We start from the raw sequence: 20,485 nt of genomic DNA, 5'->3' as shown, positions 1-20,485 counted from the left end.
GGTAACAGAATATTAGCGATTAGTTTTGAATCTTGAACCCTACCTAACTAATGACTAATCAGCGCCACTGGCTAGAAATTATTGAATATGTCGCGATCGCGGCGTCGATTTTGGGGACAGCCGTGGCGATGGAGTTGGGACAGGTAGGCTATGGATTGGTGCCAGTGTCGCTGGCGTTGTTGCTGAATTTAATTAATCGGCTACGCATTGAGCAGCGAGTGCGACGGCTGACAAATGGGGCGATCGCTCATCTCTATCGCCAAGCAGAAGAATTAGCAGATCAACAGCAGTTGGAATTAGAAGCCGCCCTCGCTAAGTTAGAAACTCAACAACCAAAAGCCCTGACGCCACCGGAAGCTCCTACTGAGCCACAAAGCCCTCCAACATCTGCCCAACTTCGACAACAGTATGCCAGCCTAGAGGAATCTCTCAGTGGCGTGATTCAATACTTGAATCGTTCCTCCCTACCTGGCAGAGTGGAGATGTTAGAGACAGCGATCGCTAAACTAAAAGTAGAAATTACTCGAATTAACCGCCAGCCCCTCCCCTCATCAGACAGCTCCCTCAACCTACCTGAGCCGCGACAACCTGCCCTTTTTACCCCAGGATTGGCATCCCCCACATCCAGCACAGCAAAAGCCCCATCTGAGCCTTTCCCAGTACCTACCTTATCAGAAGTAACGCCACCACCTGAACCCTCCCCAATACCTACCTCATCAGAAAGGACAACGCCTCCCAATTGGAGCTTTGTTTATACCCTAGCCGCCCATTCTGATTGGGTTCGTAGCCTTGCTATTAGCCCCGATAATCAAGTGTTGGTGACAGGTAGTTTTGACAAAAGCATTAAAGTTTGGAACATCGTCAGCGGCAAGCTGCTTCGCACCCTATCTGAGCATTCTAAGGGGGTATTTGCCATTGCTATCAGTCCTGATGGGCAATACTTGGTCAGCAGCAGTTGGGACGAAACCCTTAAACTATGGCAGCTAGAAACCGGGGAATTAATTCGTACATTGAGGGGTCATACGAGTTCCGTGCGATCGCTATCTATTAGCCACGATGGGCAACTGCTGGTGAGTGGTGGCTTTGACGAGACGATTAAGCTGTGGGAATTGGAAAAGGGTGAGCTGATTGATAGCATAAGCGAGAACAAAGGAGGGATCGAGGCGATCGCGTTGTCCCCCGATGCTCAGCTCATTGCCAGTAGTGGCGGCGATGGCATCATTACCCTCTGGCAACTACAAAGCCGCTCTCAACTAGGTGTTCTGAAAGGAAATATTAGCTCGGTTTCTTCTCTTGCCATCAGTCCTGATAGTCAAAGGTTGGCAGCAAGTTGTGCAGACGGAACCGTAAAGTTGTGGCATCTAGAAGACAGAGAACAGCTCCACGTTGTCTACGCCCATGACGCACCTGTAACTAGTGCAATATTTAGCCCCGATGGACAGATGGTAATCAGTGGTAGTTCTGATGGAACAATACACCTTTGGCATTTAGAGACAGAAGAACGAGTTACTGTCCTTACTGTCGAACCGATGAGTTCGATTATGTCCGTCGCTATCAGCCCCGACGCTCAAATTATCGCCAGTGGCAGGGTAGATGGTACGGTTCAAATCTGGCAACGAGAAGGTAAGAGCTAGGGATAGAGAGCGAGAAACTACTAGATCTTCGCGCTATTAGATATGAATCGATGTTCTACAACTCGGACTCAGTAGAAGGAGCAATAATTTCCCCTTCATCTCTAATCAAATTATCTTGATCGGTAATTAAATCGCTCAGCTCGTTGACTCTAACGCCCATGTCTTGGCACGCTTGCTTGAGTTCTTGCTGAAAAACTTGCAGCTTATTACCGTAGCCACATTGGTGAGCTGCCGTTTCAATGCCTTGCTTTGCATTTGCTTTGGCGCAATCAACTAGCTCTAATCCTGTAAGAGGGGTCGGCGAAGCCATAAGCAATTTTCTAATCTATAGATGTTCTACAGACGCAAGCTATTGCATCTTGGTAGCCTATGATAGCTGGAGCTACTGCCCAATTAATCCTCCTAGGGTTAGAAACTAGAGGATTAAACTTTTAATGCTCAATTTTCTGGAATTTTCAAGGTCAGGACTGATTAACTCAACCAATATTTACAGGCGGAATAAGCCATAGTAACGACGCCAGTGACGATCGCGGATTCATCTACCTCAAATTGAGGATGATGTAGAGGATAGTTGGGCTTGTTGTGATGACCGACGCCGAGGCGGAACATGGTGCCGGGAGCATGTTCCAGATAGAGGGCGAAGTCTTCTGCCCCTAGGGACGGTTCAGGTAAGATTTGGACGCGATCGCTTCCCCATGCCTCCCTAACCACATCTTCCGTCATCTGCGTCAACACCAAGTCATTTTGCACCGACGGCACACCTCGGCGATAGTGAAATTCATAGCGTGCGCCGTGAGTTTGGCAGACGGAGGAGACAAGGTGCTCAATCCACAGGGGTAAATTGGCATGGGTTTCTGGATGGAGCGATCGCACTGTTCCCGTTAATCGCACCTGATCGGCAATCACATTAGGTGCTCGACCCCCGTTGATTTGCCCAATAGTCAGCACCACAGGTCGCAGCGGGTTTTGCGTCCGGCTAATTGCCTGCTGAAGCGTTGTAATCACCTGCGAGGCAATCCAAATCGCGTCAATCGCTTCATGGGGACGCGCACCATGTCCCGATTCTCCCATGATCAATATTTCCAGATCGTCTGCTGCTGCTGTCAATGCCCCATAGCGAATCCCAACGCAACCGGAAGGAATAGAAGGAAATACGTGCAAGCTCAAAATAGCATCCACTGTTTTCATCACACCCGCTTCCACCATCCAGCTCGCACCTTGGGCAATTTCCTCAGCAGGTTGAAAGATCAAGCGTACCTGTCCTGGCAATTGCTCTCCCAACTGAGACAACACCATCGCCGTTCCTAGTCCAACTGTTGTATGAACATCATGTCCACAGGCGTGCATGATTCCCGGTAGACGAGAGGCAAACTCAATCGGGGCGCGTTCGTGAATAGGTAACGCATCCATATCAGTGCGGATCGCCAAGCAGCGCCGATCAGTTCCCAAGTTCGGTAACTCGCCCACTACGCCAGTTCTCCCCACCGCTTCTTGCACATGCACCCCACAGGACGAAAGCACGCCAGCAACATAAGCTGCTGTTTGGTACTCCTGACCGCTTAATTCGGGATGAGCATGAATATGACGGCGAATTTCAATCAAGCGAGGGGCTAGTTTCTCTGTTATGTCTTTAATCCGATTCAAAATCGGAGATTCCGACGGTTTTAGAGCATCAACAGAGACAGAGTTAGGATTAATATCTTGCATAGATGACGTTAAAAGGAGCTTATGGCGGAAACTTTGCAATGGGATTTATTCTAAGACTTTCAGCTTAGTTCCAGCTTAGACGCTATTTCTACAACGCTTTGTGCCTAGAAGTGACTGAATTCAATTTGGCATTGTTCTTAGTTTATTGACGAATTCCTGATGATGCTCCAAAATTTAACGGTTTTCTCTTCCTAATATTTCCCTGTTTAATGACTTGGCTTTACCACTATCCCACTCTCTACCCAGGAACGCTGCTCCGCCGCTACAAGCGTTTTTTTGCGGAAATTCAGTTAACTTCTGGAGAAATTATTACCGCTCATTGCCCGAATACAGGGCCGATGACGGGGATGTGCATCCCTGGCAATCCGGTGCAAGTTTCCCGCAGCGATAACCCGAAACGCAAGTTAGCCTACACCTGGGAAATGACTCAGGTTTATGACAATGAACCGACTTGGGTTGGTGTGAATACCGCAATGCCTAATCGGATTGTGAAGCTGGCTTTGGAAAAACACTTGTTTGCAGAGTTAGGCAGCTATTCAACGATTCGTCCTGAGGTGCCTTACGGGGTAGATAAGAAAAGTCGGATCGATTTTCTCCTCACCAGTGAGAGTGGAGAGTCGCCAATTTATGTAGAGGTAAAAAGTACAACCTGGGCGGCGGGTGAACTAGTGTTATTTCCCGATACGGTGACAACTCGCGGTCAAAAGCATCTACGAGAATTAATGGCACTAGAGCCACTAGGATGCGCTGTGATGCTGTACTTCATTAATCGTGGTGATTGTACTCACTTTGCTCCTGGGGACTGCGCTGATCCCCTCTATGGTCAACTATTGCGAGAGGCGATCGCCTTTGGGGTCAAGCTATTACCCTATCGCTTTGAAATTACCCCGGAGGGCATTCGTTATCTGGGTTTAGCCGAATTGGGGTTCACCTAAAACTACTAAATTTGCCGTTGTAACCCAGCAGTTTTCATGTCTATAAATACAGAAGAATATGTCTGTTGACGCCCTTGGAAACATCTATAACTTTCTAAAAATATCAGATTCTATCGCCACGGCGGGACAACCAATGGAAGCACAGTTCTCAGCAATCAGAGATTCAGGCTACCAAGTTGTTGTTAATCTTGCCTTACCAGAATCATCAAATGCCCTGCCGCAGGAGCAAGAAATTGTTGAAAATCAAGGGATGCAGTACGTGCATATCCCTGTAATTTGGGAAAATCCTACTCTCGAAGACATCGAGCATTTTTTTAGCACCATGGACGCTAACGCTGACAAAAATGTTTTTGTTCATTGCGCTGCTAATATGCGAGTTTCCGCCTTTATGTATCTACATCGTCGCCTCAACGAAGGCATAAGTGAGGAAGAGGCAAAGCAGACTCTAGATCAAATTTGGGTTCCTAATGAAACTTGGCAAAAATTTATGGAAGAGGTAATCGAGCATTACCAGTAGCTGAAAGCGCAGAGACAAGTAGAGGCGATGCGATCGCCATAGGTTTCTTACCTCATCCATTCGTTGAGGAGATAGCGATCGCGTTTTAGCCACACAACTAAAGGCGATGATTTACAGCCATTCTTCCTAGTTCCCACTCTAGTGTTGGAAGATTGGATATAGACGCCTCCATCGCTTAGAAGAACTAATCTCTCAGTAACCCTCTCTATTTACGGCTAACCAAAACAAACCCACGAGTCTTACCTGAAGTGGAATCGACCGTTGCCATTGACTGCCACAAATCCTCTGCTTCTACCCAGACAGGAGGGTACTTGTAGCGAGCAACATCCAGAACTAAAAAGCGATCGCTCTCTTTGTTGTATGCCGCTAAGGGTGAAATATGGCCGCCGCGTTCTTGCCCAATTTCGCTGCGAAGATAGTTAATAACAACAAAATTTCCCGGCTGGTCTAAATTCTCCACAACTAATCGGCGAAACTCCTCTAAGCTGGTGTCGGCGCTATGGTATACCTGCACGTTGACAGCATGACTGTCAAACAATCTTCCTAGTTCATCTAACGTCATACCCTGACGTTTAACAACAGCAGGACTGAGCGCTTGTCGAGTCGCTTGATTGTCAAAGAAGTTTTCTTGGGTAAACACGCGATAAGGTGCATACTGAGGTGATTCTGGCGCTGGCATCTCTAAACCATTCAGTACCATCACCATACTGGCAACACCGCAGTAGGCTTGGTTGATTTGCGTGACGAACTGCATACTCAGGTTCCAGAAGTCCTGCTTCGCATCGCTTTTTAGCAGGAGTTCCTCGCCTTCTGGTGAGTTGAAAGCAATCAAGTCGGGAGCTAGAGGAAGTGTCTGGGCGATCGCGCTTGCACTGGCGATCCCCACGCTTAGAACTAGCCCTCTGAGAAAATTATTAGCAACTTTGAACCGATTACACTGCATACACCGCTCTTGAGTAGTGAATTGAGCTGTATTCTATCGCTTCAAGAACTAGGGTAAATACGATGTGCAAGGAAGCGTATCAATAAAAAAACTCTATACTAAATACCTGTTACGACAGTGAAAAAATTACACTGATAAGTTGAAAAACCAGGAAAATACTAATGATCGCGATCGCCATGAAGTTCTAGAGCTAGCACTAGTTGAGAACTTCTACTAAGGCATCGTAGGCTGGCTTAGGGTTGTAAAATTTGTCGAAAATTAGTGGCGAGTCTGGCTGCTTTAAGTAACGGGGAATCCAGGAATGGAGGTCTGTAAAGCCCCACAAAACGAAGGTGTCGCAATTTTCTGCCGTTAAGCACACCTGCATCATGTCACGATACACATTGGCTTGCGCGGTTAATTTCTCTTCTAAAGTGCCTGTTGCGTGCTCGATTTTCACGTCCATTTCAGTAATATGCACTTCCAACCCTAGTTCGCCCAAGCGTTTCATATTGGCGGCGACCTTTTCCGCTGATGGGGGCTTATCGGCTCTTACATGCATCTGCAAGCCAACGCCATCAATGGGAACATGGCGATCGCGCAAACTTTTCACCAGAGCATAGATAGCGTCAGATTTGGAATTTATCCCTTCGCTGCCATAGTCGTTGTAGAACAGCTTGACTGTAGGATCAGCCTCATGTGCCCAGCGAAATGCCATTTCAATATAGTCTGAACCAATTACGTTCAGCCAAATGGATTTCCGCAGCGAAGCATCATCGGCGATCGCTTCATTGACCACATCCCACTCCACCACCTGTCCACGATACCGCTCGACAACGGTGTAGATGTGCTCTTGTAAAATCGCCATCAATTCTTCCCGCGTCCACTCTCCTTTTTCTAACCATTCCGGTAAAGAATGATGCCAAACCAGGGTGTGACCCCGCACCTGCATGTCATTTTCTTTCGCAAAGTCCACTAGGACATCAGCCGGAGCAAAGTCGTAGCGATCGCGCTCTGGATGCAGAGGCTTGAACTTCATGTGATTCTCAGGTGTAAGCATGTTAAATTCCCGTGCTAACACCCGCCGATAGGTCGGTTCTTTCTGTAATACTCCTGTTAGCACCGCCGCACCAATATTCAAACCTTGTTTTTGCGCCAGGGAACGCAAGTTGAGATTTGTGGCTTGAGTACTGCACATCAACGACAAGGTCAAAACAGCGCCTAATGCTAGCAGCATCAAAGAGCTAAATTGCCGCCATTTTTTATACCGTTTTAACATCGCCGATATATCATTCCTGGCAACTGAATCACCAATCCCTCCAGCTCTAACTGTAGTAGTGCCCCAGAGACAACTCCCGTGGTTAAGCCAGCTTCTTGAACAATGATATCAAAGGGAGTTGGTTGCGTGGCGATCGCCTGCAATACCTGGGCGAGTTCTGATGGCAGATCCGGTGCAGGGGAGGGGGAAAACAGTGATAATTGCTCAACCGGATCGAGTTTGGGAATGGCTCCCAGCATTTCCATCAGTTGACCTTCCTCTCTGGGAATAATCTGCGCTCCCTTATTAATTAGCCCTAAACAGCCTTGGGACTGCTCATCATCTAATCGTCCCGGTAGTACGTAGACATCTCGACAATAATCATTAGCTTGGTGCGCCGTAATCAAAGCACCCGATTTAGTTGGTGCTTCCATTACCAAAATGGCACGACATAACCCCGCGACAATGCGGTTGCGTTGGGGAAAGTGAGCGCGGTCTGGCTTGGTTCCTGCGGGATATTCGCTCAATACCAGTCCCTGCTGCTGAATTTGCTCATAAAGCGTTTGGTTGCGTGGGGGATAGACAACATCCACTCCCGTTCCTAACACCGCTAATGTCCGTCCTCCAGCCTCTAAACAACCCCGATGGGCTTCAGTATCAATTCCCGCTGCCATACCCGAAACTACTGTAAACCCATGCCGCGCCAGGGCAGTACTAATTTTCCGCGTCCAATGTTTGCCATAGTCGGTAGGTTCCCGCGTGCCAACAATTCCTACCATTGGGGCGATCCCTTGACTCTCCTGGGGCTGCACTTGCCCGCGATAGTACAACACACAGGGGGGATTAGGAATTTCTAGCAGTAAACGGGGATAATCGGCATCGGCAGGTGTCCAGAAATGAGGATTTTTGGCGGTATGTTGCTCTAGAAGTTGTTCAGGATGGATGCGCGATCGCTCCTGCACGACTGTCTCCACCAGCCGCCGCCCAATCCCTTCAACCGACGCCAAATCATTTCCTGAGGCTGCCCAAGCCATTGCCAACGTTCCAAAGCGCTGTTGCAATCGCCTCAATAAGATTGGCCCAATCCGCTCAATTTTTGACCATGCTAGCCAGTAGGCGCGTTCTTCTAGCAATCACCCTTACCTCTCTATTTTCTTGCCACTGCGGCGGCATTGTGCCAAAGCTTGATGGTTCTATCCACACCGCCGCTGGCTAATAAACGCCCATCGGGGCTGAAAGCAACGGATTGTACCCAGTCTCTGTGTCCAGTTAGTAGGGCGAGTTGCTCTCCAGTATTCAGATTCCAAAGGCGGATGCCGTCGTTGCTGGTGCTGGCGAGAGTTTGCCCATCGGGAGAAATAGCGATCGCGCGAATCTGTCCGGTGTGTCCGGTGAGGGTATAAATCGGTTGTCCCGTCCGCATATTCCACACTTTCAAGGTGCGGTCATCGCTACCACTAATGAGAGTTTCGCCATCGGGGGTAATTGCGATCGCCTTGATTTCTCCCTGATGCCCAGACAAACTACCTATAAGTCGAGCCGTTGTCAAATTCCACAGCTTAATGACTCTTTCTTTGCCGCCACTTGCCAAAATTTCGCCATTCGGATGAACAGCGAGGGCGTAAGTTTGATTGTCATAACGTACTAGCGTGTACAAAAGATGCTGGGTTTTTAAATTCCACACTCTAATACCATCTAAGGCACCGGAGACAAGGTTTTCACCATCTGGAGTCATGGCTAAGGCAAGTACATTGCTCGTATGGTCGAGAAACGTCCGCTTATATTCTCCGGTTTGCCAGTTCCACAAGTTAACGGCTGCGTCGTCACCGCCACTAGCAAGAATTTCGCTGTTGGGATTTAACGCCAAAGCACTCACAGCAGTCCGATGAGCGCGTAGGCTTTCAATTTGCGTACCTGTTCTCACCCACCACAATTTGAGCTGACCATCATTGTACCCGCCGCCACTGAGGATAATTTTCCCATCTGGGCTAAAGCTTAGGGAATCTACACCTGCTTTGTGACCCTCTAAAGTTTTCAGCAGTTCAACCTGCGTCCAGTCTGGGACGACAGGCTCTTCTACGGGTTGGATGAGGATTTGGGGTTCAGCAGAAACTATGGGAGAGTCGATAGCACGGGATACGGATGCACTGAGTGCGATCGCTCCTATCCCCGCTATCATTCCTAAGAAAACTAGCCGTCTCTTATTGCCACGATGAATTAAGGAGTTCATCCACAAATACCTGCTGAATATCCCGTCCGCGATCGCCTGTTCAGTTAGAACGGTTGGGAGAGTTTTTTGGAATGGGAGGGCAGATTGTTTAGTTAATCCGTTCCGGTGAAAGTTGTTCTTGCCAACCAAACGGCAAACCTAGCAACTCAGACTTGAGAATTTCTCAAGACTCAATTTGTTCCGTAATCTCAGCAACTTTCGCCTGAAAATGCTACTTTACTTCACCACAATCTAGCTCACCGTTACCTGTAAACGGCAAGAAGTTCTTGAATTTAGCTCACACTTAATCTCTCAAACCCTGCGCCCGCTTCATCCATGCCAGGCAATTAACAATTTGGCTCTAGCACATTCGGTAGCCAGACGCAGAGCTTTTTAATCAGGTTTTAGGGTTGAATGTCTCTGTGTAGTAGCAAATCGTTTTTACGGCAAGCGGAGGAGACGGGCGAAATCGCTAATCTAGAGCCATTCACCAGAAGCTACAGAACGCATTTAGTGAGGCGGCTGACGCTTGGTTGTACTTAACATCGGTAAGGGAGTCCGCGAAGGGCTAGCAGGGAGAAACCGGGTGGCGGGGCGATCGCTATATTCTGCTTCCTGCTGCTGCGTTTGCCACCAACGCAGGGCAATGGCAATTCCCACCATCGCTAGCCCAAAGGTCATTAATGACCAGCGTTCTCCTACACCCCCAATGACTGCATCAACGGCTCCAAAAATAACAACAAAGCTAGAAATTGGCTCTTTGCGGTAAGCTACCTTTAAAAATCGAGGCCATAAAGCATTCATCACGGCTGCTACTTACTCTATTCCAATTAGTCTTAATCTAACTTAAGGTTATCCTATCAACGCCCCAATCATTGTGACCAATGAACCACTGAGGGCTTTACTACTATGCTAACTTGCCTCGAATCGGCGATATTTAGTTACCAGTAGAGAAAACTCAGCCTGAGTAGTCTACTGTAAGCCTAGCCAACTTAGGATTCCTTGGTCTGAAATGTATTCGATCAGTAGCGTCAAAACAAAGCCAATCATTGCTGCTCGCCCGTTTAAGCGCTCGGCGTATTCGTTAAAACCAAACTTAGGTTCTGCTAACTGGGGAGTAACTGGGGGTTGAGGTTGTGTCATAACGTTTCCAATCTCCTACTTCTAGTAGGTTACAATTCTTTACTAATTGTAAATCCTGCATTACACCTCAAGTCAAGCCCGTAGGTTTTTCTCCTGAGAGCGTCACTTTTTTGAGGCGATCGCCCTTATGAGGTGGCAGCGCTTTAATATTAAACTTCTCAACAAATCGTCATACTTATAATTGACAGCCCTTGGCTCAAGTAACTGCTTTACTCGCAATCACGGGCTGTTTACTCCCATCGGTGTAATTCAGTAACAAAGCTGTTGCCCTAAAAGTAGGCGTGAAACGCACTGATTATTGATAGAGGTAAAACATGGAAATAGGTGTCCCAAAAGAAACTAAAGATCAAGAATTTCGCGTCGGCTTAACTCCGAGTAGCGTGCGGGTTTTGTGCGAAGCAGGTCATACACTTTTCGTAGAAACCAATGCTGGTGAGGGGGCTGGGTTTAGCGATGCCGACTATGAGCAATTCGGGGCAAAGATTGTCTCTAAAGCAGCAGACGCATGGAAGCGTGAGTTGATCGTCAAAGTCAAAGAACCCCTGAAGCCGGAATATCAGTTTCTTCAAAAAGGACAGCTGCTGTTTACCTATCTGCACCTAGCAGCAGACCGAGCTTTGACGGAGCATTTGATTGATTCTGGCGTCAGTGCGATCGCTTATGAAACCGTAGAATTCCCCGACAAAAATATCCTCCCCCTCCTCACTCCAATGAGTATCATTGCGGGTCGGTTATCGGTGCAATTCGGGGCAAGATTTCTCGAACGTCAGCAAGGTGGCAGAGGCGTGCTTTTAGGCGGCGTACCGGGAGTTAGACCGGGGCGAGTCGTCATTTTAGGTGGCGGGGTTGTCGGTACAGAAGCCGCTCGGATGGCGATGGGAATGGGGGCGCGAGTTCAGATTATTGACATCAGCGTTGAACGGCTGTCTTATTTAGAAACTTTGTTCGGTTCTAGAGTTGAGTTGCTCTACAGTACCTCTGCCCAAATTGAAGCCGCTGTACCTGAGGCTGACTTACTTATTGGTGCTGTACTAGTGCTAGGACGCCGTGCACCTGTGCTAGTAAACCGCGAGTTGGTTAAACAAATGTGCCCTGGTTCTGTGATTGTCGATGTGGCGGTAGATCAGGGAGGCTGTATTGAAACCCTACACCCGACTTCTCACACTAACCCTATTTATGTTGAAGAAGGAGTCGTTCACTACGGGGTGCCCAATATGCCCGGAGCCGTTCCCTGGACAGCAACACAAGCCTTGAACAACAGCACCTTACCCTACGTCCTCAAGCTGGCAAATCAAGGGCTAGGCGCATTGAAACGCGACCCCGCTTTAGGTAGAGGCGTCAACGTGCAGAATCATCGTTTGGTTCACCCAGCTTTACAGGAAGTGTTTCCAGATTTAGCAAGTTAAAGGTCAGCAACAATTTTCTGTTCCTGAATTTGATGATTACCATCTACTTTGGTTGGAGCAATCCTGTCGAAGCAAGTTGGCTCGTAGATTAAAGAATCCCTGTACCGTCAGGTGGGGGAGTGTCAAAATAGATAAAGAGGTGTTAGGAAAGGGCTAATGACATTGCAAGAATTACAAAACCAGGCGTTGCAATTGCCCATTGGCGATCGCTGGCGTTTAGTACAGTCGTTGTTGAGTTCGATTCAACAAGAAACGCTGGTGTTTAGTCCTCCAACTCCAAACGTGAACTCCTTGACTGGTCTTGATCCCTGGACTCAAAGCCTAATTGGTGTAATTCAGTTAGATACAGAAGAGCCTACAGAGTCCTATGTGGACTACCTGGAGGAGAAATACAGTTGAGACTGAGGCGCGTATTGTTTGATAGTGACGTTTGGCTCGATGTTCTAGCTCAGCGACAGCCATTTTTTGTTGTCTCTGCACAGGCACTAAATAGGGTGGCACAGCCGCAAGTGCAAGGGTATGTTTCCGGTCATGCTGTGACGAATATTTTCTATATTTTGCGTCGTCAAGTTGGTAGTGAAACAGCACGTAAGCTTTTGTCAAGGTTGTTACAGCATCTTCAGGTCGCTAGCGTCACAGATGAGGTTATTCGGGCTGCGTTACAAAGTTCTATGACGGACTTTGAAGATGCCGTGACAAGTGAAGCTGCAAACGTCGCAGGATTAGAAGTTATTGTGACCCGAAATACATCCGATTTTGCTACCTCTTCAGTCTCCGCAGTATTGCCAGAGGAGTTTGTGGTTACGCTATCAGAGTAAGTGAGGTTGATCGCGCGGCATAATCAAGTTGCTGCACCGGAGAGCCGCGATTTGGTCAATTAAGACATCAACTCTGAATTATTGCCTTTCAAGTGGGGTCTTAATCTTCTTCCCAGGTTCTCAATTGTAAGTACACCAGTATTAATGTGACTCCTAGTAATACGGTGGCGGCGGCGGCAGCATAGCCAAAATCAAACAGAGCAAAGGCTTCTTCGTAGATGTAATACACCAGGACATTTGTAGAGTTTAATGGTCCACCCCCTGTAATGATGTAAGCTTGCTCGAAACTTCGTAGAGTGAAAATGGCTGTGGTAACGGCGGCAAAGACGAAGGTGGGGCGTAATCCTGGTAGAGTAACATGCCGGAACTGTTGCCAAGAGTCGGCACCATCAAGTTCTGCTGCTTCATAACGATTTAGGGGGATTGCCTGGAGTCCTGCTAGAAAAACAACCATATTGAATCCTAGCTGCTTCCAGCTACTCAGCAAGATTAATACAGGCATTGCCCAAGTTGTACTGCCAAGCCAGGAAATCGGTTCTACTCCCAGAAAGCCTAGTAGCAAATTGACGGGGCCTTCTGTTTGAAATAACCAGCGAAAGCCTAAACCAACGGCTACGAGAGAGGTGATTGAGGGAATGAAATAGGCAGTTCGCAAGATTCCCTTCAGGGCAAAGGAGCGGTCTAGTAACACGGCTAAACCTAGCGGGATGATTAGGCTAGGAATCACTGTGGCGATGGTGAAATAGGCTGTGTTGCCCAACACTTGCCAAAAGTCTGGGTTGAGGATGAGGCGGATATAGTTTCTTAGTCCTGTCCATTGAACGCCTGCGGCGGTGAAACTACCCGTGGTAAAACTCAAGTAAAACAGGTAGGCGATCGGTGCTAGAAGGAAGATGCCAAGCAGAATTAGAGCTGGGGCTAAAAACACCCAAGCAGCAATGGCATCATTGTCGAGGAAGCGATCGCGCTTTAATATCATGCAAATTTTGACTAATAGTCAATTGTCAGCATAGGGCTATTCTATAGAAGGCAAATGCTAAAATACTCGGCTTGCCATCGCCATTTGACCTTGAGGAAGAATCTGAAGAACCTGATGAGTAATTTCCGTCCTCTGCAAGCCAATCGTATCTCTGGTAAATGCTTAACTTTTAGTTTCCTGCTGGGGTTGCTTTTTACATTCCCCACTGTTGATGCTCAAGCCTTACCCGGTCGCGCTATTGCTCAAAACACCACCCAAACCAGCGATGTACAAGCAGCACAAACGAGATTGAGGGGTCAATGGGAAGCCAAAGATAGCACCTCCGGTCAGACGCTGAAGTTGGTTTTTGCAGAAGATGGTAGATTTTTCATGCTGTTGCCTTTTGATGAGGAAACCAATGTGGCTTTACCTTTGGGATACAGCATTGAACCGACATTTCAGCCGATGCATCTGGATATAAAGTTACCCAATGCTGAAACGGTGATGACCATTTTTGAATTCACAGCTGATAACCAGCTACGCCTGCAACTAGCGGATACCAGTCCCGGACAACCCAGACCTACCGCTTTTGCTTCTAATGCCGTTTTACTAGAGAAAATTTCTGAGGAAACGACATTACCTGAAGATACGCAAATTCTGGTTGACCCGGAAGCTCAGGCAAATGATTCTAGGCAAGAGGAAGCTAAGGTTTATGTGGGTGCGCTGAATCGTGCTCAACAGGCTTATTACATTGAATATGGTAAATTTGCTCAAACAATTGAGGATTTAGGCATCGGTATTGAGCCGGAAACCAGCGATTATCGCTATGAGATTGTGCCGCAGGATGATTCACAGCAGAGCGTGATAATCGCCGCAACCGCTAAACGCCCTGAATCAACAAGCTTGACAGGTGCAGTTTTTCTTGTCGAAGTTGATGAAGAGGATTTAACAATAGCAGGGATCTGCGAAACGGAGGCACCGTCATCAACTCCTCCAGCCATGCCGACTATTTCCAGCGATCAAGCTGGTGAAATACAATGTCCTGCTGGCTCTCGTCTGGTTAAGTAATGTAATGACTAATTTCGACTCAGCGATCGCTCAAACCACTCAATCCCTCATTTCACCTCCTGTTTTTCCTCCCCAAACGAGCACTACTCCTTTGAAGCTGGGAGTTATGGCGTCTGGAAGTGGCAGTAACTTTAAGGCAGTTGCAGAAGCGATCGCCTCTGGGCAACTCAATGCCCAAATTCAGGTGTTGATTTACAACAATGTAGGGATTAAAGCGGCGGCTAGAGCCAAAAGTTGGGGAATTCCAGCAGTATTACTCAATCACCGCGACTACGAAGCACGGGAAGAGTTGGACGCGGCGATCGTTGAGACATTACGGCAGTATGAGGTGGAGTATGTCGTGATGGCAGGTTGGATGCGGTTAGTCACGCCTGTGCTGATTGATGCCTTTGGCGATCGCATTGTGAATATTCATCCGAGTTTGCTGCCAAGTTTCAAGGGAATTCGGGCAATAGAACAAGCTCTAACAGCCGGAGTGAAAATTACAGGCTGTACGGTGCATTTGGTGAGACTAGAAGTGGATAGCGGCCCGATTTTGATTCAGGCGGCTGTACCTGTACTACCGGACGATACTTTAGAGAGCTTGCATGCCCGAATTCAAGTGCAAGAACATCAGATTTTACCCTTAGCACTAGCACAGCTTGCTGCCAAAAAATAGAGGAGAAATTAGAGTTTTGGCTGTCGTCTATTGTGTCTATAGCTATCTTAAATAAGGATGGCTATACCTTAAGAAGTCAGCATCTTGCGATCGCGAAGCCTGCCTAGGCAGACTTTGTCTTATCCAACTTCCACAAGCAGCTAGAAATCAGATTGGCAGCGACGTGTGCCACGATTGGGACGAGCAAATTACCTGTTGCCAATGCACTGAAGCCTAAAAGCAACCCGACTACTGATGCCCAGACGACGTAAGACCACTGCTGGGGGCTACTCAGGTGCAAAATACCAAATACCACACTGGAAATGATAAGACCTGCCGCATTCATCCCAATCGCAGGTAACATCACGCCCCGAAAGAGCAATTCTTCACTCAATCCAGGCAGTAATCCTAACCAAATTAGATCAGGAAATACTAGGGGTTTAATGACTAAATGTAAGTAAAAATCTGCGCTCTGGCGGTAAGCTGGCCAAAGCTGGTAGACTACGCTACTCGCACCCGTAATGAAGACAGCGATCGCTAAACCGAGGAAGATGGCTTCAGTAGTTCCTTGTAGGGGAAGGAGAGGAACAGAACCTAGGTGCTGCCAAAGTTTGGCAACAGCAAGTAACACGATCGCGGTGAACCCCATAGCGATTAAGACTTGGGTACGTGTCAAAGGTTCTATCTCAGGGGAATTGGGAATCTGTTTAGACACTACCTAAAGAGGGGATAAGTAACGCAATGATGATAGCGAGGGGCTGAGGGCGTCTGTACTGATACCAGCACGATGAGCAACTAAAACGCCAAGCGCCTCTAAATATGAGTGTACCTGTATTACTTTCATCCCTAACGCTTCTGGGGAAACTCGCATTGAAGTTTTATTTTCCTCAACGGCAATAATTTGTGTGCGCGATTGGCTAAAGCTTAAAGTTGCACTTCCTCCACAAGCGGTAGCGGGAATCACGAGGGCATCAACGGCATCTGCCCAGATAGTTTCTGAGTGGGGAGAGGGTTGAGTCACAAATTGCGGTGCCCGACTTAGTCCTACGAGAACGCAGGGTAGGAAGGTATAGCCAATTTCTTCTGCGGCTGAACGCGGTGATAAATCGGGATCGAGGGGGAGGGGTAGCAGGGCTGGGGCGTGGGCACAGGGAACTTGGAAGGTTTTGACCACTAGATGACTAATTACGGCTTCAGCACCTGCTAGGGGGTCTACACCCTGCCCATGACGATAAGCCTGCAGTGCCTCGTTACCGAGATCGTCAGGGAAACGGGCAACAACAGCGATCGCCTCTGCCTTAGCTTGGGTAAGCAGTACCTCAGCCGCCCGTAATAAACTGCCAGGATTGCCAATTGTTCCCCAACTTGCCCCGGAAGCAGCGGTTCGCAATTCCACGTTTAAAGGGGCATCCGTCACTACATAATCAGTGAGATTTAACCCCAAGGTGGCTCTGGTGGCATCTGCCGCCTGAAGATGCCGGGTATGCAGTTCTGGTTCAATGCCGCTATCAAGAATTAATCCCACCCGATTCTGATGGACGGGGCGTAGTCCCCAGTTTCCAGCAGCAAATTGATCGAGTCCATAGCCTTCCACGTATAGGGAATTGGGGAGATTCCAGTAGAGTTGGGCACCGTTGAGGACGTTGGGATGGGTAATCAGGCGATCGCAAATTTGCGCGATCGCTCGTGCCACTGGCAAAGCATCTCCAGCATATCCCCCAATTGATGCCCCAATACCCGTAGGAACAATTAAGACAACGGTGTAAGGACGTTGATTCACGCTTGAGGTTGATGGGCTTCTGCTACGGTAACAATTGCCTCAACGGAGGCTTTTTGCTGCTCTACGTCCACATTCGTAATTGCCCAGCGTAGAGGTTCCCCAGGCGCTTTGAGTTCCGCCTCAATCGCTTCTTGAAGCTGAGTTGGAGTTTCTTGTAAGTCAATTTCTGCCGTAATAAAGTGTGTTGTCATGATGACGCTTTTCTGTTTGGGTGTATATCAGAGCTTAATTAGTGTATCAATCACCGACGCTCAGGATTTAGCGATCGCCCATTCGCCTGGGAGCCAGAATTAGTTCTGATTTGCTCTGAGGTAGTTACTTAGGCGCACCAAATTGGCGATCGTACACCTCCTCTTCTTTGTTGGACTCCACCTTTAAGTCAGAGCGAGGATAGGCAACACACAACAGTGCATAGCCTTCTGCCTGAAGTTCTGTGCTAACTCCCATACCCTCACCTTGTTCGACAGTTCCCTCCAAAATTTTCGCCGCGCAAGTAGTGCAAACACCAGCGTTACAGGAATTGGGCAAATCAATCCCGGCTTCCTCCGCTGCCCCAAGAACAGTTTTATCTTCGGGTACTTCAATGGTGTAGGTTTGTCCTTCGTGTTGGATTTGAACGGTATAAATGTTAGACATGAATCAATACGGTTCTGACAAAATAAAAATTGCAGTGGATGGAAAGAGAAGCAAGACGAACTTTAGTGTAAGCCCGGTCACGCTTAATATCGCTAGTCTTAGTACAAAATAATCAATTTTACCTGAGAAAATATCATCTTGTAGTTGTAGGGCAACGGGTTAAAGCTACTTAAAAAAAGCGCCTGAGCATTCTCAGACGCTTGTGGTTTTTTAAGTTAGAAACTGACTTTATCCCAACGCTTCGGCACCGCCGACAACTTCGAGGATTTCCTGAGTAATTGAGGCTTGCCGTGCTTTGTTATAAGACAGCGTTAAGGTGCCGATCAATTCTGTGGCGTTTTCACTAGCGTTGTTCATTGCTGTCATCCGAGCAGCCAGTTCGCTAGCGGCAGACTCTTGCAATCCCCGCAGTAACTGGTTGTTTAGATACAAGGGCAAGAGGGCGTCCAGAATTTGCACGGGGTCTTGCTCAAAAATCATGTCGCGGGGTAAGGGAGCAAGTTGAGATGTGACTTTCTCTCGTTGCACTTCAAATCCACCACCACGACTAGTCAGCCTAAAGATTTCATCATCTCGTGCTTCTAAACCTTGTGGGGTTAGTGGCAGTAGAGTTTGAACCACTGGGCGAGAACTAATCAAGGAGACAAACCGGGTGTAGACTAACTCAACCCGGTCTACAGTTTCTGATAGGAACAGAGACAGCAGTTCATCCGCAATCATTGATGCTTCAGATGCTGTGGGAATCTGCTCTAGGTTGATGTATTTTGCCTCAATTGGTTGCTCCCGGCGCTGGAAGTACTGAGAGGCTTTGCGTCCAACGATGACGAATTTATAGTCCAACCCTTCTTTTTGCAGTTCTTTAGCACGGTTTTCCGCACGACGGATAACGTTGGTGTTATAAGCACCACACAAACCGCGATCGCCGGAGACTACCAAAATGCCGACAGTCTTGACTTCTCGTTGCTTTAAGAGGGGCAAATCCGCATCTTCAAACCGCAGACGGTTCTGTAATCCGTAGAGCACTTGTGCCAAGCGGTCGGCAAAAGGACGGGTAGCAGTGACCTGTTCTTGAGCGCGTCGCACTTTGGCGGCGGCGACGAGGCGCATCGCTTCGGTAATTTTTTTAGTATTTTTGACCGACTGAATGCGATCGCGAATTGACTTCAGATTAGGCATAATTCTAAATCCTGAGTATTGAGTAAGGAAGTGCTGAGTCAGGAATAGGAGTAGGGAGTATCTTTAGTCTCCCTAGCCCCTAATCCTTAGTCCAAGCGCCTCTAAGCAGATACAAGGAAGGTCTGCTTGTACTCAGCGATCGCTTCTTTGAGAAGGTTCTCCGCCTCTTCCGTCAGCGCCTTATCATTTTGGATAATTTCACGGAATCTGGTCTTGCTGGTCTTGATATACTCCCGCAGTCCTTTGGTGAAGCTGCTGACCTTATCAACCGCAATATCGTCCAGATAGCCATTGATACCCGCGTAAACAATTGCTACTTGCTCATAAACCGCTAGCGGCGAGTACTGAGGCTGCTTCAAGAGTTCCCGCAAGCGCTGACCCCGTGCCAACTGGTCTTGTGTTGCTTTATCCAAATCGGAAGCAAACTGGGAGAAAGCTTGTAAGTCGTCAAACTGTGCCAAGTCCAGCTTCAACTTACCCGCCACCTTTTTCATTGCCTTTGTTTGGGCAGCAGAACCGACTCGTGACACGGAAATACCAGGGTTAATGGCAGGTCGCAGACCGGAGTTAAACAAGTCAGAGGAAAGGAAGATCTGACCGTCCGTAATTGAAATCACGTTGGTGGGAATGTATGCCGAAACGTCACCCGCTTGGGTTTCAATAATCGGCAACGCCGTCATACTACCACCACCTAGGTCATCACTGAGCTTCGCAGCCCGCTCCAACAAGCGAGAGTGGAGATAGAAAACGTCTCCAGGATAGGCTTCCCGTCCGGGAGGACGACGCAATAGCAAGGACATCTGGCGATAGGCTTGGGCTTGCTTAGAGAGGTCATCGTAGATTACCAACGTCGCTTTGCCTTTGTACATGAAGTACTCCGCCAGCGCTGCCCCTGTATAAGGAGCCAGGTATTGTAAGGTAGCCGGATCGTTAGCGTTGGCGGCAACAATAATTGTGTAAGCCAATGCGCCCCGTTCCTGAAGCTCGTTTACCACCTGGGCAACAGTAGAAGCTTTTTGACCGATGGCAACGTAGACGCAAACTACGTCCTCTTCTTTCTGGTTGATGATCGTGTCTACCGCAATGGAAGTTTTTCCGGTTTGACGGTCACCAATGATCAACTCCCGCTGACCACGTCCAACAGGAATCATCGCGTCAATCGCCGTGATCCCTGTTTGCATCGGTTCATGCACCGAGCGCCGCTCAATAATTCCTGGTGCTCCTGATTCAATCCGGCGCGTCTCGCTTGCTTGGATGTCTCCCTTACCGTCCAGAGGGCGGGCTAGAGCATCTACGACGCGACCGAGCATGGCGTCACCAACAGGAATCTGGGCGATCTTACCCGTGGCGGTAACGGAGCTACCTTCTTGGATACCGCGACCAGCACCCATTAATACGGCACCGACGTTGTCTTCTTCTAGGTTAAGAACAAGACCGATGGTGCCATCTTCAAATTCCACCAGCTCCCCAGCCATGCACTTTTCTAAGCCATAGATCCGGGCTGTGCCATCACCGACTTGTAAAACAGTACCGACGTTAGATACTTTTACGTCTTGGTCGTACTGTTCAATTTGCTGCCGAATAATGCTGCTAATCTCGTCAGGTCTAATGCTAATCATGTCAATTATTAGTCGTTCGTTGTTCTATTATCAGCGGAAGATCAGAGCTAGACGCGCTGCTC

23 protein-coding genes are annotated in these 20,485 nt (G+C 48.2%); 8 read left to right on the top strand and 15 right to left on the bottom strand.

Going from position 1 to position 20,485, the window contains the following annotated elements:
• The first annotated feature begins 50 nt into the window (after positions 1-50).
• Complete coding sequence (locus AC5JR3_RS13300) at positions 51-1,634, top strand: WD40 repeat domain-containing protein (RefSeq protein WP_495846711.1); 1,584 nt, start codon at positions 51-53, stop codon at positions 1,632-1,634.
• A 55-nt stretch (positions 1,635-1,689) separates the two neighbouring features.
• Here the strand turns inward: AC5JR3_RS13300 and AC5JR3_RS13295 are convergent, their stop codons facing one another.
• Positions 1,690-1,944 carry a hypothetical protein gene (locus tag AC5JR3_RS13295; protein ID WP_495846709.1) on the bottom strand — a complete coding sequence of 85 codons (255 nt, stop codon included), beginning with the start codon at positions 1,942-1,944 and terminating at the stop codon, positions 1,690-1,692.
• Between the two features lie 161 nt (positions 1,945-2,105).
• Entirely contained in the window at positions 2,106-3,281 is a 1,176-nt protein-coding gene (locus tag AC5JR3_RS13290) for a M20 family metallopeptidase (RefSeq protein WP_495846973.1), read from the bottom strand.
• 269 nt (positions 3,282-3,550) lie between these two features.
• Between AC5JR3_RS13290 and sfsA the strand changes: the two genes are divergently transcribed.
• Together sfsA and AC5JR3_RS13280 are read left to right on the top strand one after the other, a co-directional pair.
• Positions 3,551-4,276: a DNA/RNA nuclease SfsA gene (sfsA, locus tag AC5JR3_RS13285; RefSeq protein WP_495846707.1), complete on the top strand. Its 726-nt coding sequence runs from the start codon at positions 3,551-3,553 to the stop codon at positions 4,274-4,276.
• A 58-nt stretch (positions 4,277-4,334) separates the two neighbouring features.
• The gene (locus AC5JR3_RS13280) at positions 4,335-4,793 is read left to right on the top strand and encodes a protein tyrosine phosphatase family protein (protein ID WP_495846705.1); all 459 of its coding nucleotides are present in this window, start codon (positions 4,335-4,337) and stop codon (positions 4,791-4,793) included.
• 205 nt (positions 4,794-4,998) lie between these two features.
• On the opposite strand, the gene AC5JR3_RS13275 is transcribed toward AC5JR3_RS13280, so the two are convergent.
• The 6 genes from AC5JR3_RS13275 to AC5JR3_RS13250 all read right to left on the bottom strand — a co-directional run bounded on the left by AC5JR3_RS13275 (position 4,999) and on the right by AC5JR3_RS13250 (position 10,325).
• Positions 4,999-5,736 carry a phytochelatin synthase family protein gene (locus AC5JR3_RS13275; protein WP_495846703.1) on the bottom strand — a complete coding sequence of 246 codons (738 nt, stop codon included), beginning with the start codon at positions 5,734-5,736 and terminating at the stop codon, positions 4,999-5,001.
• Between the two features lie 196 nt (positions 5,737-5,932).
• Positions 5,933-6,994 (bottom strand): endo-1,4-beta-xylanase, encoded by a 1,062-nt coding sequence (locus AC5JR3_RS13270; protein ID WP_495846701.1) that lies wholly within the window; start codon positions 6,992-6,994, stop codon positions 5,933-5,935.
• Complete coding sequence (dprA, locus tag AC5JR3_RS13265; RefSeq protein WP_495846699.1) at positions 6,988-8,106, bottom strand: DNA-processing protein DprA; 1,119 nt, start codon at positions 8,104-8,106, stop codon at positions 6,988-6,990. Before dprA ends, AC5JR3_RS13270 begins: the two co-directional genes overlap by 7 nt.
• Positions 8,107-8,120: 14 nt before the next feature.
• Entirely contained in the window at positions 8,121-9,203 is a 1,083-nt protein-coding gene (locus AC5JR3_RS13260; RefSeq protein ID WP_495846697.1) for a WD40 repeat domain-containing protein, read from the bottom strand.
• Between the two features lie 489 nt (positions 9,204-9,692).
• Positions 9,693-9,986 carry a hypothetical protein gene (locus tag AC5JR3_RS13255; protein WP_495846695.1) on the bottom strand — a complete coding sequence of 98 codons (294 nt, stop codon included), beginning with the start codon at positions 9,984-9,986 and terminating at the stop codon, positions 9,693-9,695.
• A 168-nt stretch (positions 9,987-10,154) separates the two neighbouring features.
• The gene (locus tag AC5JR3_RS13250) at positions 10,155-10,325 is read right to left on the bottom strand and encodes a hypothetical protein (protein WP_495846693.1); all 171 of its coding nucleotides are present in this window, start codon (positions 10,323-10,325) and stop codon (positions 10,155-10,157) included.
• A 314-nt stretch (positions 10,326-10,639) separates the two neighbouring features.
• On the opposite strand from AC5JR3_RS13250, the gene ald reads away from it, so the two are divergent.
• From ald to AC5JR3_RS13235, 3 genes are all read left to right on the top strand, one after another.
• The gene (gene ald / locus AC5JR3_RS13245; protein WP_495846691.1) at positions 10,640-11,731 is read left to right on the top strand and encodes an alanine dehydrogenase; all 1,092 of its coding nucleotides are present in this window, start codon (positions 10,640-10,642) and stop codon (positions 11,729-11,731) included.
• Positions 11,732-11,887: 156 nt separating this feature from the next.
• On the top strand, positions 11,888-12,130 hold the full coding sequence (locus AC5JR3_RS13240; RefSeq protein ID WP_495846689.1) for a hypothetical protein: 243 nt from the start codon (positions 11,888-11,890) through the stop codon (positions 12,128-12,130).
• 2 nt (positions 12,131-12,132) lie between these two features.
• A complete protein-coding gene (locus AC5JR3_RS13235) occupies positions 12,133-12,549 on the top strand; it encodes a PIN domain-containing protein (protein ID WP_495846971.1) in 417 nt (138 codons plus the stop codon).
• Positions 12,550-12,649: 100 nt separating this feature from the next.
• Here the strand turns inward: AC5JR3_RS13235 and AC5JR3_RS13230 are convergent, their stop codons facing one another.
• A complete protein-coding gene (locus AC5JR3_RS13230; RefSeq protein ID WP_495846687.1) occupies positions 12,650-13,528 on the bottom strand; it encodes a carbohydrate ABC transporter permease in 879 nt (292 codons plus the stop codon).
• A 114-nt stretch (positions 13,529-13,642) separates the two neighbouring features.
• Here AC5JR3_RS13230 and AC5JR3_RS13225 point away from each other — a divergent pair, with 114 nt between their 5' ends.
• Together AC5JR3_RS13225 and purN are read left to right on the top strand one after the other, a co-directional pair.
• Complete coding sequence (locus AC5JR3_RS13225) at positions 13,643-14,575, top strand: type IV pilin-like G/H family protein (protein WP_495846685.1); 933 nt, start codon at positions 13,643-13,645, stop codon at positions 14,573-14,575.
• A gap of 4 nt (positions 14,576-14,579) precedes the next feature.
• The gene (gene purN, locus AC5JR3_RS13220; protein ID WP_495846683.1) at positions 14,580-15,233 is read left to right on the top strand and encodes a phosphoribosylglycinamide formyltransferase; all 654 of its coding nucleotides are present in this window, start codon (positions 14,580-14,582) and stop codon (positions 15,231-15,233) included.
• A gap of 103 nt (positions 15,234-15,336) precedes the next feature.
• Here the strand turns inward: purN and AC5JR3_RS13215 are convergent, their stop codons facing one another.
• The 6 genes from AC5JR3_RS13215 to atpA all read right to left on the bottom strand — a co-directional run bounded on the left by AC5JR3_RS13215 (position 15,337) and on the right by atpA (position 20,423).
• On the bottom strand, positions 15,337-15,927 hold the full coding sequence (locus AC5JR3_RS13215) for a CPBP family intramembrane glutamic endopeptidase (protein WP_495846682.1): 591 nt from the start codon (positions 15,925-15,927) through the stop codon (positions 15,337-15,339).
• 3 nt (positions 15,928-15,930) lie between these two features.
• Positions 15,931-16,992, bottom strand: coding sequence for a DUF3326 domain-containing protein (locus AC5JR3_RS13210; protein ID WP_495846680.1), 1,062 nt, complete (start codon positions 16,990-16,992; stop codon positions 15,931-15,933).
• The gene (locus AC5JR3_RS13205) at positions 16,989-17,183 is read right to left on the bottom strand and encodes a DUF8621 family protein (RefSeq protein WP_495846678.1); all 195 of its coding nucleotides are present in this window, start codon (positions 17,181-17,183) and stop codon (positions 16,989-16,991) included. Before AC5JR3_RS13205 ends, AC5JR3_RS13210 begins: the two co-directional genes overlap by 4 nt.
• A gap of 124 nt (positions 17,184-17,307) precedes the next feature.
• A complete protein-coding gene (locus AC5JR3_RS13200; RefSeq protein ID WP_495846676.1) occupies positions 17,308-17,628 on the bottom strand; it encodes a 2Fe-2S iron-sulfur cluster-binding protein in 321 nt (106 codons plus the stop codon).
• A gap of 228 nt (positions 17,629-17,856) precedes the next feature.
• Complete coding sequence (locus AC5JR3_RS13195) at positions 17,857-18,804, bottom strand: F0F1 ATP synthase subunit gamma (RefSeq protein ID WP_495846674.1); 948 nt, start codon at positions 18,802-18,804, stop codon at positions 17,857-17,859.
• Positions 18,805-18,905: 101 nt separating this feature from the next.
• Positions 18,906-20,423, bottom strand: a complete 1,518-nt coding sequence (atpA, locus tag AC5JR3_RS13190) for a F0F1 ATP synthase subunit alpha (protein ID WP_495846672.1) — start codon at positions 20,421-20,423, stop codon at positions 18,906-18,908.
• Positions 20,424-20,485 lie beyond the last annotated feature (62 nt).

The sequence above is a fragment of the Kastovskya adunca genome (genome assembly GCF_059505785.1).
Note: the sequence above shows the minus strand (reverse complement) of the source record. Positions and strands in the feature narration are given on the sequence as shown.